11 protein-coding genes are annotated in these 16257 nt (G+C 37.2%); 3 read left to right on the top strand and 8 right to left on the bottom strand.

Annotated features, from left to right (window positions below; genetic code table 11):
* The first annotated feature begins 2 nt into the window (after positions 1-2).
* The 3 genes from MB380_RS01115 to MB380_RS01105 all read left to right on the top strand — a co-directional run bounded on the left by MB380_RS01115 (position 3) and on the right by MB380_RS01105 (position 4158).
* Positions 3-1406, top strand: a complete 1404-nt coding sequence (locus tag MB380_RS01115; RefSeq protein ID WP_253532296.1) for an MBOAT family protein — start codon at positions 3-5, stop codon at positions 1404-1406.
* A 7-nt stretch (positions 1407-1413) separates the two neighbouring features.
* Positions 1414-2388, top strand: coding sequence for a hypothetical protein (locus MB380_RS01110; RefSeq protein WP_253532294.1), 975 nt, complete (start codon positions 1414-1416; stop codon positions 2386-2388).
* 291 nt (positions 2389-2679) lie between these two features.
* A complete protein-coding gene (locus MB380_RS01105; RefSeq protein ID WP_253532292.1) occupies positions 2680-4158 on the top strand; it encodes a capsule assembly Wzi family protein in 1479 nt (492 codons plus the stop codon).
* Here MB380_RS01105 and MB380_RS01100 read toward each other — a convergent pair.
* The 8 genes from MB380_RS01100 to MB380_RS01065 form a co-directional block, all read right to left on the bottom strand.
* Positions 4132-6081 (bottom strand): nucleoside-diphosphate sugar epimerase/dehydratase, encoded by a 1950-nt coding sequence (locus MB380_RS01100; RefSeq protein ID WP_253532290.1) that lies wholly within the window; start codon positions 6079-6081, stop codon positions 4132-4134. The genes MB380_RS01105 and MB380_RS01100 overlap by 27 nt on opposite strands.
* 435 nt (positions 6082-6516) lie before the next feature.
* Entirely contained in the window at positions 6517-7278 is a 762-nt protein-coding gene (locus MB380_RS01095; RefSeq protein WP_253532288.1) for a hypothetical protein, read from the bottom strand.
* A 227-nt stretch (positions 7279-7505) separates the two neighbouring features.
* Entirely contained in the window at positions 7506-8630 is a 1125-nt protein-coding gene (locus MB380_RS01090) for a DegT/DnrJ/EryC1/StrS aminotransferase family protein (protein ID WP_253532286.1), read from the bottom strand.
* Positions 8631-8770: 140 nt separating this feature from the next.
* Positions 8771-9424, bottom strand: a complete 654-nt coding sequence (locus MB380_RS01085; protein WP_253532274.1) for an HAD family hydrolase — start codon at positions 9422-9424, stop codon at positions 8771-8773.
* Positions 9421-10380 (bottom strand): ATP-grasp domain-containing protein, encoded by a 960-nt coding sequence (locus tag MB380_RS01080; RefSeq protein ID WP_253532272.1) that lies wholly within the window; start codon positions 10378-10380, stop codon positions 9421-9423. Before MB380_RS01080 ends, MB380_RS01085 begins: the two co-directional genes overlap by 4 nt.
* A 654-nt stretch (positions 10381-11034) precedes the next feature.
* Entirely contained in the window at positions 11035-12315 is a 1281-nt protein-coding gene (locus tag MB380_RS01075; RefSeq protein ID WP_305882495.1) for a nucleotide sugar dehydrogenase, read from the bottom strand.
* A 289-nt stretch (positions 12316-12604) separates the two neighbouring features.
* Positions 12605-13645: a Wzz/FepE/Etk N-terminal domain-containing protein gene (locus MB380_RS01070; RefSeq protein ID WP_253532270.1), complete on the bottom strand. Its 1041-nt coding sequence runs from the start codon at positions 13643-13645 to the stop codon at positions 12605-12607.
* A gap of 77 nt (positions 13646-13722) precedes the next feature.
* The gene (locus MB380_RS01065) at positions 13723-16092 is read right to left on the bottom strand and encodes an SLBB domain-containing protein (RefSeq protein ID WP_253532268.1); all 2370 of its coding nucleotides are present in this window, start codon (positions 16090-16092) and stop codon (positions 13723-13725) included.
* Positions 16093-16257: the final 165 nt, after the last annotated feature.

The following is a 16257-nucleotide window of genomic DNA, read 5'->3' as shown; positions in this document are numbered from 1 at the left end:
ATATGGTTTTTAATTCTATTGACTTTCTAATTTTCTTCATTATTGTATTTATTTTATTCTATTATTCCCGCGGATTCAACAGGCAGGTAATTCTTCTGGTTTCAAGTTCTGTTTTTTACATGTGGTTTATTCCTTCGTATATTCTCATATTGTTTTTAACTATTCTTATTGATTATTTTGCCGCTATCAGAATTGAAGACAGTACAAAACCTGCTACAAAAAAGCTTCATCTGCTGTTTGGTATCATCAATACATGTATTGTTTTATTTGTATTTAAGTACTACAACTTTTTTGTCGACAACCTGAATTACCTCGGATTCAGAAGTGCCAGACACTGGGAAATAATACTACCAATAGGGCTTTCATTTCATGTGTTTCAAAGCCTGGGGTACGTTATTGAAGTTTACAAAGGCAAAATAAAAGCCGAGCGGAACCTGCTCATTTATTCAAATTTTGTAATGATGTTTCCGCAATTGGTTGCCGGGCCAATTGAGAGAGCAGAGAATCTATTGCCCCAATTAAGAAAAGATAACCCAATAACTTACCGTGATTTTACTGTGGGGCTAAGCCAGTTTTTTTGGGGACTCTTTAAAAAAGTAGCCGTTGCAGACGTATTAAGCCAGTATGTTGATACCATTTTTAACAGCTACACGCATCACTCAGGCTTTACTTTTTTTATAACCATGCTGATGTTCACTTATCAGCTGTATTGTGATTTTTCAGGCTACTCAGATATGGCCATTGGTGTTGCCAGAATGCTGGGCTACAGATTTAATGAAAACTTTAAACTGCCTTTTTTTTCAACAAGTATCACCGAACTCTGGCGAAAATGGCATATTTCTTTAAGCAACTGGCTGAGAGATTATGTGTATTTTTCATTAGGCGGCACAAAGAAAGGAAAACTGATTGCCTACAGGAATCTGTTCATTACTATGCTGATAGGTGGTTTATGGCATGGTGCATCCTGGAATTTCGTAATATGGGGCCTTATTTACGGTGTTTATTTAACGGCCGAAAAACTATTGAATTTCACTTTGCGGAGCCGTCCGGGATTTATTTATAAAGCCATTGGCTACATATATGTTCATTTACTTATAATGTTTCCCCTTATTCTATTCAGGTCTGTAACTTTTGACCAGGCCAGTTATATCATTCATACCATATTTACCGATTTTTACCCCTCAAAATTTAACGCGTTAGATATCTTTATTTTGATGCCTGCCATTATCAGCTGGACTCTCATGACAGCGTTTGAGTACTTTGTGCTTAGAAAATTCAGCTTTGATGATATATACGAGATGAAATCCGGTAATCTCTATCTCAATGCTCTAACTATTTTCATTACTGTTTCTGTTTTTTTGCAAGGCAATATCAACGAAACGCAATTTATTTATTTCCAATTCTGACCAGCCCATGAAACAAATATTAGCTAAACTTGCTTTTCTGATTTTGATTTTGCTGGTGATAGACAAACTGTTTGGTGTTTTGTTCTCTCATTTTATATTTAAGAAGACCATTTCTGGAGAACGTGGGGGTACAATCAATTACATATTGCAAAAAAACAGAAACATCAACTTTCTTATTCTGGGGTCTTCAAGAGCCAGGCACCAAATAGACCCGCTCTTGCTTACGAACCTAAAGGGTAAAGGATATAATGCCGGTGAAAACGCCGTTGGTGGCGTTTTATATAGCAGTATATTGCTGGATTTATTGCTTGCCGAACAAATAAGGCCGCATTCGGTAATATTGCAAATGGATGCAAATTATTTTGATGAATCGCGGCAGAAACAGAATAATCTGGAGCTTAGAGCACTTTATCCGTTTTATGCAGAAAGCGAGTTATTAAAAGAATATGTAAAAGATATTGGATGGAAAGAAACAATGCTGGTACAATCTGATATGTTTAAATATAATTTCAAGGTTTATCCTATTATGTTTAATTACATAAACGAAAAAAACATGATAAATCCATTCGGTTTTTCTCCTCTGCTAGCCAGATTAGATACCTCAAAAATCAGACATGAAAGCGTAAAGCACAAAGTTGAACCTATTAAACTCGATAAGCTAAAGCTAAAAGCTCTAAGGCACGTAATCAATCAATGTGCAAAATTCAATGTAAAACTCTATATAGTTTTTCCGCCGAATTTCAAAAACATCTATTACCACAAAGTTTATAGCGATAAACTAAAAGCATTCGTTTCTGCCCAAAAAAACCCGGCCAGAGTTATTGATATGAGCGATGTTTATAAGTTAGCAGACTTACAACAACCTGATAAATGGAAAGACGAAACCCACCTGAATAAAGCAGGTGCCCTGTTGTTCTCGGCTTACCTTAACGACAGCCTCAAAGAAAACATAAACAGAAAATATGTCTCAAAGTTTAATTAAGGGTATTTGATATAATAACCTCTAATGCCCGATTCATTTTGCAGGCTACGGTATCTTTGCTATATTGCAATGAATAATTTTGCCGGGAAGACTATTAATGCTATTGAGAGAAAAACGACTGCTCATGATTATTGTGAATTAAATGTTAATTGTTAAGAATCAGCATGGTTAAACCCTCTTTTTAATTTCATCTTTCATTAGATAGCCTGAGGATGAATGATTGGATTATGACTTCGTGAATTGCAGCAACCCAAATTTTTTAAAAGATAATTTTTTGCTAAAGCCCTATATATGAGTTTTTTTTACAGAACTGGTATTTTAATATTTCTTTCGATGTCTTTTGCTTTTAGCCAGAACCCTACCAATGGCGCAAAGCTTCATATCGAAAGCGGAGTCTTTGTGTCCAGTTCAGGCAAAACACCTTTTTTGATACACTCTAATCAGTATGGTACTGTTCCGATTGAAAACCCCATCTTTACATTAAGGGCAGGGCTTATCAAAGAATATGATTCTACCAAAACATCATCAAGCCATAAACTAAGAAAATTCTCTTACGGATACGGCATCAGCGCCGTAGCTAATGCGGGTAAAGCCAATCAGTTTTTACTTCCTGAAGCCTATCTTAAAATAAGGTTTGGCGCTTTTGAATTATACGGCGGCCGAAGAAAAGAAATTACAGGCCTGGTAGATACCGCTCTTACTATGGGTTCTTACATCTGGTCGGGCAATGCCTTACCTATTCCTAAAGTACAAATTGGCCTGCCCAACTATGTTTCTATTCTTGGAAAAGGTCTATTTTCTGTGAAAGGGGCATTTGCCCATGGTTGGTTTGAGAACGGCCCTGTTCAGAACTTTTTTTTGCACCAGAAGCACCTGTATTTAAGAATCGGGAAACCCAACTGGCGTGTAAAATTATATGCCGGTGGTAACCATCAGGTCCAATGGGGGGGACGACCAGCTGAGCCATTTATTGACAAAAAATCAGGTGCACTTATCACAACCTATCCTTCAGATTTTGCTACATACCTAAAGATAATTTCAGGTTTAAGTATCAATAAAGGAGAGAGCAGCCTAAACTCAAACATACCAATAAATGAAGCCTGGAACAGACCCGGAAACCATCTCGGCAGTTTTGATATTGCAGCAGAAATTAACACCCGCCTGTTTGATGTGTTTCTGTACCGGCAAAGCATTTATGAAGATGGTTCACTGTTTTACCTCAATAATATAACTGATGGACTACTTGGCGTATCTTTAAGGCGTAAATTCGTAGAGAAAGGTATAACAAGAGTTACCTTCGAATATCTGGATACCAGAAGCCAGGGAGGATCAACCGGAAGTGAAAACACAGTTCCAGAACTAAGAGGTATGGATAATTATTTCCAGAATGGTACTTATACAAGGGGTTGGACCTATTACGGCAACACCATAGGAACCCCATTGTTAGTGCCTTTGTGGACAGTAAATAAAGAAGGTTTGCCGGCAGAGCTGGTAATGCAGGATGACACCTATATACTAAACCGGGTTCAGGCGTTTTCTTTGGGTATAAGCGGGAAAGCCAAAAACATGGATTATTATACCAAAGCACTTTATAACATAAATACAGGTACTTACCCATTTGTACTAGACCGCCGGCAATTTGCCTTGCTGTGCCGGGTAAGGTACAAACTTCCTAAATTTTCTATTGTTTCTTCTGTATCATTTGATGAAGGTAATCTGTTCACAAGCACCTTAGGGGGTTACCTAGGGATACAAAGAACTTTCTTCTAACTCATCAAAGTCAAGATTTTCGTAAACTGAATTATTGCTGATAAATTCCGGAATCAGTTTTTTCATTTCTGATACAATCTGGTTATTATTGAGCGAAGCAATAGTGGTTTCCAGATGGGCAATTGCCACTTTCAGCAGGTCATAGTCTTCAGGTACAACTTTGGCTATCATAATTTTTGAATGATAGGTTGGTTGTGTATTTTCGTTACTATTCAGTAGTTCTTCATACAGTTTTTCACCGGGCCTGAGTTGCGTTATTTTTATTTCAATATCTTTATCGAGCTCCAGACCAGACAACTGAATCATTTTCTTGGCAAGGTCATATATTTTCACAGGCTTGCCCATATCAAAAACATATATCTCACCACCTTTACCCATTGTACCTGCTTCAAGCACCAATTGGCATGCCTCCGGGATAGTCATAAAATATCTGATAATTTCTTTATGCGTTACCGTAACGGGGCCGCCGTTCTCTATCTGTTTTTTGAATAACGGGATAACCGAACCATTAGACCCAAGCACGTTGCCAAATCTGGTAATTATAAACCTTGTTCTGTTACCGTGGTGGCTATCCAATGCCTGCACGTACATTTCTGCCAGACGTTTGGAAGCACCCATTACATTGGTGGGATTCACGGCTTTATCGGTAGAAATCATTACAAATTTTTCAGCCTCATATTTTGAGGCAAGCTCTGCTATAATTTTTGTACCATGCACATTTACTCTAACAGCCTGATACGGACTTTTTTCCATGAGAGGCACATGCTTATATGCCGCAGCATGGAAAATCACCTGAGGTCGTTCTTCATTAAAGAGGTGGTCCATTAACCCTTCATTCGTTACATCGTACACCTCTACACGTATGTCGGGCAACTGGCTGTTATCAACATTTGAGGTTCTGAGTATCTCACTCTCTAAGTCATAAAGCGCCGACTCTGCCTGGTCAATCAAAACAATTCTTCCCGGCGAAAACTTCAGCAGTTGCCGTACTAGCTCACTCCCTATTGAACCGGCAGCACCGGTAACTAGCACTTTTTTATCTTTTATAAACCTTTCTACAAAACGGTTATTTATAAATATCGGGTCACGCTCAAGCAAATCGTCAATTTCAATATTTTGTATTTGCTTGGTAGTTAATTCCCCATTTATCCACTTATCAATAGGCGGAATTGACTTAAGTATAATGCCCAGAGCAAGAAAATCTTCGGCAATTTTAGCTTTTGCTAATGGCGTTATTTTTTCTATGGCAAAAACAACTTCCAGGTCTTCTTCTGTAGACCTTGGATTAGTAATATACTTTTCAATTGCGTCTTTTCTTGACAAAACCCTTATTCCTTCAATAGTTTTATTGGTTTTTTGTGGGTTATCATCAATAAAGCATAAGATTTTATAGCTTTTGGTTTTATCGTTAAGCAGGCTGTTTTTGGTTATACGCCCCAGGTCTCCGGTTCCGTAAATAATAATGGGGCTGATAGCCTTAATGTTTCTGTAAAATGTTTCATAAAGGCTTTTTACAAGGAATCTGCTGAAAATAAGTGCAAAAAGGGTAACAAAATAACTAATAATAGTTATACGAGGTGGTATACACAAATAAATGATGTTATGATAACACCCAAAATTTGACAGGAAGAATATAAATATGCTGCTTAATGATACGACCTTCACCAATAGTGTAATATCTTCTGTACTGGTGTGCCTTACAATGCCCTCATACGACTTGAAAATAATGAAAAAGAGGCCGTTAATAAGCAAAACAAAAAACAAATGATATTTATAAAACTGAGGCTCTACATAAGTAAGTTCGAAATCAAAGTGAACAAAAATAGCAAGTGTAAAAGTTATGGAACATATAATAAGATCAACCAAAAAAATCAGCCATTTAGAGGCGAATTTCTCAGAATATTTTCGTGTAGAAATCGTCATAGACTCTGAATCATTAATTTTATAAATCGGAAAGCACAGCAAATTTATTATTTATCATTCAAGGCACAATCAAAAAACTCTTTTTAACACCGAAAACTTTTTAAGCGGATAACCTTTTGCAACCTGTTTTAATGATAGCGCATTTTTGATTGGTTTTATACTATCAGAATGCAATAGTCAATAGAATAAATAAATTACAAGAGAAGACTTAGGGTGTTATAAAAAAGTCAAAACCAGCGGCACTCCAATACAAACGTTCATATACGGAAGGAATAACTGATATTTAGTACATTATTAAATCTTTCAGCTAAACACATTACTTCAGTTGTCAGATAAAACCCTGCACTTGGTACACTCAAAAGCCCTGTTCTTATGCTGTGGACATAGAAAAAGGGAGCTACTTTTAAAACGGCAACTCCCTACAAAGGCTTAGAATTATTTATTAGAAACCGCCTTTTTTAGTTGCTCATTTTCCAACTTCAAGGCTTTTACTTCTTTATTTAATTCAATCATATACAGCGTAAGCTCTTCTATCTTCTCCATTAATTTGGCGCTTGTTTTAGATACATCAAGGCCGTTTTTATGAAATTCTTCTGCTGACTGAACATTAGGCAGGTGCTTATTCTCTTTTATGAAAGACTCAACTTTATCAAGAGGCATTAACTCATAAGAAGGCTCAAATACATAATCGGCCCAGTCTTTAGAGCTTTTCAAGGCAACTTTTACTTTTTCAGTAATGATTCCGTCCTGAACAATAAGGCGATACTCGTTGTTGGTCGGCATGGGGAATTCAGCATCAAAATTACCTACAGCAAGAAACCCCAGGGAGCTCGACTTAGAAGAACCCAGGTTTATTCTGACATTTTTATTGTCAAATTCTCCTTTAATAAGTGGGCTAAGGTTATCTGAGCTCATACCTTTCCATTCGCTACCATTATAGTAGTAAAACCCTGAAATTAAATCAGTTTGGTAGACCATCAACCCATTGGCAGGATTCTGAATGGAATTACGTTGCTGCAATGACATACGGGGTATAAGAAGACCCTGGCTTGAAGACTTAATATCTAAAACGGCAGATTCATGCGGTAATGTTGTACCAATACCCACGTTACTCCTTTCTTTTTGAGCAAAGCCCACCAAAGTACTTGCAGAAAACATGGCAAGTATGCAAAATGATTTGGTAAAGATTGTTTTCATACGTGGCAAATTAAAGTTTTTACTTGATTACGCGCTAATATATACAGGTTTTTACGTCAAAAAAAATATTATTTATTTTTTTTATTGATTGGGTGCTATTTTTTTAATTATTGATAAAAATACCCTAAACAGCCTGATGTTTAACTTCTTTGAAAAAACAAATTGAAACCAGGCAAGCATTTATGGTTTTAAAGTGTATCTAAGTTTGATTGAATAAGGGCAATTAATTATTCTTGAATACATATCTTTATCTCTGAAACAATCCTTTCCAGTTCAGATACACTCAGGTTAGAGCCAGAGGGTAAACATAAACCCCTGTTAAACAATACTTCCGAAACCCCGGCCCCATAAAAAGGGGCATCAGTAAAAACAGGCTGAAGATGCATGGGTTTCCATAGGGGCCGTGATTCTATATTGTGTTTTTCCAGATGAAGTCTGATTTTTTCTCTTTTTTCATAATTCTCAAACAATATACAGGTCAACCATCTATTTGAAAAATAATCAGAAGAAGGCTCATCAAGAAACGTTATTTCACTATTACCTTCCAACTCGTTTTTGTAATAAAAATAGTTGGCTCTTCTTTGACTTACTCTGTCATTCAATACCAACATCTGACCTCTGCCAATACCCGCACAAACATTGCTCATACGATAATTATACCCAATAGCCGAATGCTGGTAATGAGGCGCATTATCACGCGCCTGTGTAGCCAGATATCTGGAGCGGTCAATCATATCTTTCTCATCAGATACCAATGCCCCTCCACCCGAAGTGGTAATAATTTTGTTGCCATTAAAAGAGTAGATGCCAAATTTACCATAAGTACCCAAACTTTTGCCTTTAAAGAAAGAGCCCAGTGCCTCTGCGGCGTCTTCAATCAGCGGAATATCATACTTACTTGCAATAGAAAGTATCTTGTCTAACTGCGCTGGCATTCCATACAAATGCACCAGAATAATAGCTTTTGGTTTTTTACCCATGGCCAACCGATTTTTAATTGCGGTTTCCAGTGCTTCGGGGTCCATATTCCAGGTTAACTCTTCAGAATCAATGAAAACCGGCGTAGCTCCCTGATAAACGATTGGGTTACAGGTAGCTGAAAAAGTAAAACTTGAGCAAAGTACTTCGTCTCCGTTGCCAACGTTGAGTAAAATTAAGGCCAGGTGAATAGCCGCTGTTCCTGAACTTAAAGCAGCTGTGTGCGCAATGCCTGTATAATTACAGATATCTTGCTCAAAGCCATTCACGTTAGGGCCTAGAGGGGCAATCCAATTTGATTCAAAAGCCTCTGTTACAAATTCTATCTCCTTATCTCCCATATGAGGAGATGACAACCATATTTTACTACTCATTTTACTAAAGTTGCTTGGTTTTCCCTTTCAAAGAATTTTTTAAAACTCAAAAGTAACATATAACTTAAACAAAATGACAACCGATTTCCAATAAACATTCTAATGGTGGAAAGTCTTAAAAACATTAGACCAACTAATTTTCAATCAAAAATTAATGGAAGTAAATCATTCATTGAAGTTAGTACATATTTAGGCAGATATTTTGTCTCAATATCAAAATCCTGTTTGTGGATGTTCTCTCCATTATCCTGAAGACAAATAGAACACCACCCTAACTCATTTGGAGTAATGAAATCTTTTTTTATATTATCTGCAATATAAAAGTAATCAGTAGCGCCGAATTGCAAAAAATGAGCGAAGTTATTTATATGGGGTTTTGAAGTTCCAAACTCTTCGGATATTACAATAGAGTCAAAATATGAATCAAGACCTAGTGCTTTAAGTTTGTTTCTTTGTGTAATAGAAAAACCATCAGTAATCAACCCCGTTTTAACTTTATTGCTTTTAAGCTCACTAAGTAAGTGACTAGTTTCTTTATCAAGCTGAATATTGGGATAGTGGTTCCTGTAAGATTCAATAAGCTTAGTAACTTCTGTTGATAGCGAGTAATTTTCAATCAAATTAGCGAAAACATTCTCTTTATTAAAATACCATGAAAGCATTTGATTATACACATGGGGGGCGTCTTTAATTGAAAAAAGGGAGTAGGCTATTGAGTAAAATGCGGATTTCAAATAGCTGATTTCTTTGTAAAGTGTATCATCCAAGTCAAAAATTACAAATTTTGAACTCATAACTGAACTATAATTTCATGGTCATACCTTAACATTAGTGTGTTTTCTTTCCAGTTATCAAAATATTCAATATCTTTTCCCAAAAGGTATTCACTGATTAAAAATCTCGGAAAGTTGGCATCTGCAAGATAGCTTAAAGGATATCCTCCACCAAAGCGTGCATTAATTTCAATCCCTATCAAATTCTTTTTTTCTAAATTATAAAAAACCTGAAACGTGATACAACCTATAGCTCCTTCAATGAAGTTTAATTTTTCTTTTACAATTTCAACAATTTCATTTTTTACCGTTAGCCCTTTGCTTATTTCACCTCCTCTGGTCTCAATTCTTCTTCTGGGAACTACACATTTTAAGAGATTATTCTTATCATAATACATATCCAATGTATATTCATCATGAAATTCGGGGTCGATGAATTCAAAAAAAAGCAGTTTAGGATTTGAAAAATGGTAAGCAGTTAATTCGTCAGCTTTACGAACGGTAAATGTATCTCTGCTAAGACTGCCATCGTAAGGTTTAATAAATATCGGAAAGTAGTTTTCTGTTTTATCAATCACTTTAGGGAACAAAATACCTTTCTCTAGAAAAAAACTATTGGTAACTCTTTTGTCTCTGCAAATATTAACAAAGCACGGGTCAGATACAATCACATTTATACCATTATCTTTGAAAAACTGCTTGTTTTTAGCAAGTATCTGGAGCTCAGTGTCAATTGTTGGAATAATAAGCTTAATATGATGTTTCAGGCAAAGCTCTAATAGTTCATTAATATAATTTTCGTCAGTTACTTTACCAACTTTAAAGTAGCCATCAGCAACATAACAAGCAGCAGATAAATCAGGATTTAAATCAACGGCAAAAACTTTGCTTTCGGGAAAAAATAGTTTTAGTTCTTTTTTAAACGCTTTAACTAGTGACACTCTTCTTCCAGCAGAAGTAATTAATAGATTATCCATTTTTAGACTTTAAATACTTAACGTTAATTGTTTGTTTTCTCTTCGATTCTAAATCTGACACTGATGCAGTCGTCTTTTAATACAATAATCAATTGAACCAACCAGATTAAGCCTATAGATTATATCTTACCCGGGAGTCAGAAATTGCTTTGCATTTTCTAAACTTAATGACTATTATTCTCTCTGGATATGCTGGTTTATTCCAACCCATTCATTTAAATCTCAACAACCGTGGCGCCGAACTCGACAGAATAAATTATAGTCTCTTTTCAACTGTTTAACAAAGAAAACACAAGTTATCATCATGCGCAGATAACTAACATCAAACCCTTGGTTTCATGAAGCCATAGTGCCCACAATTAACTAATGCCAAATGGCCATGACACATTTTTAAAAATACTTTAAGAAAAATGACTGATTGAGCTAAATAATAGTAAAAACAACAATCAGAAATCAGAGGGATAATTTGTTATTCTACCGTGATTGATAGTATCAAAATAAATTATTGCTAAAATACTATTTATTTTTGAAAATGAACATTAAAAAATCTTTACGACACGAATTAAAATAATTTAATCAACGACTTAACTTGAAAATAACTTGATTTTAGAAGGAAAAGAAAAAAACATATTAAAGTAGAAAAACCTGGGTTTATCACAGCCTTTTATCAATTATCTCTTTAGCAAGCTGGCCTTTTACATCATAAATTACTCCGGTAAAATCTCTCAGAGAATTTTGAATGGCAGACTCATTGAACTGATAATGATTTACTGCCAGTATTATGCCGTCATAATCTTTAAAATTCAAATCTTCTTTTAATTCAATTGCATAAGCCGCCTTTACTTCGTCTGCTACTGCCCAGGGGTCAAAAACATCAGTAGAAATGCCATAGTCAGTCAGTTCATTTATTACATCTAACACCCTTGTATCACGGATATCCGGACAATTCTCTTTAAAGGTAATACCTAAAATCAGTACCTTTGCTTTACTTACAATTACGTTATTTTTTATCAGAAGTTTTACCGTCTCTACGGCTACATGCTTGCCCATGTAGTCATTAATCTTCCTGCCGGCAAGTATCACCTGTGGATGATACCCCAATGCCTCTGCCTTATAAGCCAGATAATACGGATTAACCCCTATACAATGGCCACCAACAAGGCCTGGCCTGAACGGAAGAAAATTCCACTTTGTCCCAGCTGCTTCAAGCACAGAAAGCGTATCAAGCCCCATTTTATCAAAAATAAGTGCCAGCTCATTCATAAAAGCTATATTGATATCCCTCTGGCAGTTTTCAATCAGTTTGGCAGCCTCAGCCACTTTAATTGATGTAGCTTTAAAAGTGCCGGCTTCAATTATAGTAGCATATAGTTTATCAACAAAGTCTGCAATTTCGGGGGTGCTTCCTGCAGTAACTTTCTTAATTTTTGTGAGTGTATGCAGTTTATCTCCGGGGTTAATCCGCTCAGGTGAATAACCACAGTAAAAGTCCTGATTATAGCGAAGGCTACTGTACCCCTCTAAAACCGGCACGCAATCTTCTTCTGTGCAACCGGGGTACACAGTGCTTTCATAAATGACAATATCGCCTTTTGACAATACCCTGCCAACCGATTGAGATGCCGCCAGCAGGTATTTTAAATCAGGCCTTTTAAAGCTGTCTATCGGTGTTGGAACAGTGATTATGTATACATTTTGCCCGCCTGGTTTTTTCTCATCGGTAACCAGTGAAGAAGAGAATGAAAGCTTGTCGGCAGACTCCAAATCTTTACTGCTTAGTTCTTTTGTTCTGTCGTATCCATTCTGAAGTTCACGGATACGATCGATATTTATATCAAAGCCTATAGTCGCAAACTTCTTCCCGAATTCCACAGCAAGCGGTAAGCCAACATATCCCAGACCCACTATTGTAATTTGTATATCGTTAAAGCGCATGATGATGAAATGGCTTGCTTGTATTGATTCTATTGGCTATTCAGAATTTCAGTTCAACTCTAATTAAAATTCTATTCATTAGAACTGGCATTAAAGCCGATTGATTGCAAACGCAGCGACAGAGAGTAGAAAAAACAGGGTGAACCTTTAGCACACCCCTGAAAATTTTATTGCACGAGGCATTTCTTTATTGTAGCATTAGTTATCTGCTGCTATATTGTACATTAAAACACCTCTTGGTGTTTAGCAGCAAGTATTATTGTAACCAGCACCATAGCTAAAGGCCGCCTTAGCTATTTATAACTTTTGAGTAATTGTTATTTCTTATCAAAGCGGCTATCAGGGCAATTAAGCCGCCTATAAATACTGCTACTAAAAGAATTAAACTTTTTCTTGGCTCACTTTTTCTGGTAGGCACTGTTGGGGGTTCTAAAACCTTAAAAACGGGTGTTTCCTGCTGAACTTTAATTTTTGCTTCCTCATATTTTTTTAAAAGTTCATTATAAAAAGTAGAAGCCATGCGGTATTCTGACTCTATTCTTTCACGCTGAATATCAGCTGATTGCAACCTCATGGTTGACTCCTGAAACTGGTCGCTGTACTGTGCCTTTTTTGTTTGGTTAAAGTAATATTTGCCTTTGGCTACATTTACCCTTTCTTCCAGAAAATCAAGGTCTTTCTGTGCCTTATCTACCCTGTAGCGCGTTACATATTGTGTAAGGTAATTCATAGCAAAATTTGCTACCTCAGCTGCCACATAAGGGTCGGGCATTTTAACAGATATATTAATAACCCCACTTTTTTTGTCAATAACCCCAACAATTCTTGCTTTCAAGGCCTGGATTCTCCGTTCGTATTTTTTACCAATTACAAGAACGCCATTTTGATTATGTGGCGCCTTGACAGTATCTTTCTGTTTTTCGTCAGATTTTTTTTCAAATTCGCCCTCATAAAACTGTTCAAAGGTTATCTTTCTGTTATCTCTGGTTACAACAGGCTGCTTGAAAAGCTCCAGAAAGAAAGGAGTACTCTTAAGAATATCCGGATACAAATCAGGCCTTACCGCCTCGGTGCCGTCTGCACTACCTATGTCTACACCGGCAAGGCTTGCAATGCCTGCTAAATTACCGAGCCGCAGCCCTCCTCTGCCCAGCATCTCGGGCAGTATTTTTCCCTGAGCAGTAAATTGTTCTTTTTGTGAAAAGCCATACCAGAGACCTATACCTGCCGAAGCCAGTATGATCATAAAAATAAGAATTTTTTCTTTCCAGATAACCTGAAAAAGGGCCTTGAAATTAAGACTAACTGTATTATTTGTTGATTCCTTCATTGGGTAATCCTTATGCTTTCTTTTTAACTTCCACTTTCTACTTCAACAACTATTGGTGCGCTCAATCAAAAAAATATCTATAAAAGCCTGATTAGCGTTAGCAACACGGCAGATAATGAAACTAAGCCAGTGCTCAATGCAATTCGCTCGGCGGTGGTCATTCTAACCCTGTTTCTTTTTGGCACCATTACGGTCATACCTGACTTTACCTTCGGATACGCCTTTATACCTAAAAAGCTTCTGGTTCTGTCAGTGCTACCGTTAGAGTATATTACGTAGGTTTTTCTTACAAAAGCGCTGTCGGTAAAGCCCCCAGCTTGTGCTATGTAATCTCTGAAAACAAAACCCGGCTGATAAGCCACACTGGTAGGATTAAGCACCTGCCCTGCAATAGTAACCGTTTGCCTTTCTTTAGGAATCTCTATTCTGTCTCCGTTTTCCAGAAAAAGATTAGATGGGGTATTTCTGTTTTTAAGTGCCTTCTCAAAATCTACAAAAACCAGTCTGTTATCTCTGTAAAGTTTAGCGCTGGTAATATCTGATTCCTTTCTCAACCCTCCTGCCCGGTCAATAATATCTACAATGCGGTCGCTTTTATTTTCTATCGCATAACTACCCGGATAATTTACCTCACCAACTATCTGTACCGTTGGCTGGTCGTCATAATTAGGCAGATTCCGGATAAACACCTTATCGAAAGGCTTTAGTTTGGTCAAATTTTCGTTTTCCTGTACCGAGCCTAAACTAAAATTAATAATTTCAGTTGTTTTATCGTTCGATTCGTCATTATACAGCCGTCGTGCAATTTCAACGCGCTTTGAGGTGGCTCCGTCAGATAACCCTCCGGCCAGAAGAATCAGGTCTTTTACTTCCATGTTTTCTGCAAATTCATAAAAGCCCGGAATATTAACGGCCCCTTCAATATAAACCAGCCTATCTTCTCTGATTTCGCTGATAGATTTTATCAGCAACTGGTCTTCCCTCTTCAATTCTATATCACTTATTTCTCCATTCAGCAGTTTCCTTAAGTTAATTGCCTGGTATTCAGAATCAAAATTATCTTTTTTTCTTACTAAAATGGCCCGATCAGGGTAAGCATCTTCACGCAAACCCTTGGCGAACTCAATCAGTTGCCTGACAGTTTTTAGTTGACCGCCTAAGGCAAACTCACCCGGTCTCATTACTGCTCCTCTTATTGCTACTTTATTTTCGAAACGCTCAAGTATAGTGCCTATTAGAAATTGGTCACCGTTTTGGGTAATAAACTCCGGATTGGCCTGAGGGTCGAAAGTCAGGATTTTCTTCTCGCTCTGGGTATTTCTTGTTACGTTCACTGTGGCTGTGTAGGCCTTATCGGTGAAGCCTCCGGCATATTCAAGCAGGGTTTTGAAATTGTCATTCTCTTTCAGCTCAAAAATACCTTCTTTATTTACCTGCCCTGTAATTCTGACCCGGTTCTGAACTACCGGAACCAGAATGACATCCTGGTCTGTCAGGTTCATGTCATCTTCGCGGGTTCCTTTAAGCAGAAAGTTATACACATCTATTTTTTTGATAACAGCGTTGTCGCGTATTATCTGAATATTTCTTAAAGACCCTTTTTCTGTGGGGCCGCCAGATAGATACAATGCGTTAAAAGCAGTTGCCAACGAAGAGAGCGAATAAGTACCCGGGTTTTGTACTTCTCCGACAACCGTTATTTTTATAGTTCTTACATCGCCCAGTGTAACATCTACATTCAGCGTGCCGTTTCTTAAGCCTGCAAAGATAGTTTTAAGCCGGGCAACAATTTTGCCTTTTGCCTGCTCTATAGTATTGCCGTTTACGTAAATGGGCTGTAGATTTTCAATTTTTATGGTGCCTTCTGGCGACACCGTAGTGCTGTAATGCTGATACGCATAGCCGGTAATATCAATTCTTAGCTCATCGTCAGGCCCGAGAACATAGTTTTTTGGCGTTGGTAGCCTCAGGTTCGGCTCAAAAGTAAGGTTTTTATTGTTGAAGAGCTGACTCCCGAATATGACGGGTCTCTTTGCAACTGAATCTTTTCTATTAACTATTTCCGGCCTCGACTCGGCAGATAAATCTTTTACATCAACGTCTCCTAATTGCTCACGGCCGCCGGTTTCTCTTTTTCTGTTCGAATCATCTGATTTCCTTGTTTTATCAACACCGGTTTTATCGTTGGTCGATTTGTTATTGAGGCGGTTTATTCTTTCTTTTACTTTGGCAATGTCCTGAGTGCTATATCCATTAGCAATAGCCATTGCCTCTATTTGTGCATCAGACAGTCCTCTTTTTTCTGCGGCTTTAATAAGTGCTTCCAGCTGCTTGTCGGTTAGTTTATCAACATTTTCGGGCATTTGTTGGGTAACCTGAGAATAAGCTACTTCCGAAATAAAAAACATTAATACCAGAACCTTAAAAATAGTTTTAAGTGAAGCCATGATTTGAATGATACGTAGGAATCTTAAATTAGGGTAAAATTAAAAAACAACAATTACGGCAAACCCATTAGCAGGCGCCCATTTTACATATCTGATAAAACCCAATTTCAGCCATTGCAATCACATATTATTCCATCCATGTGCCGGAGAATCATTAATCATCTC

This window comes from Emticicia sp. 21SJ11W-3 (assembly GCF_024138715.1).
Taxonomy (GTDB): Bacteria; Bacteroidota; Bacteroidia; order Cytophagales; family Spirosomataceae; genus Emticicia; species Emticicia fluvialis.
The sequence above is the reverse complement of the archived record's forward strand: the minus strand, read 5'-3'. Positions and strand labels throughout refer to the sequence as shown.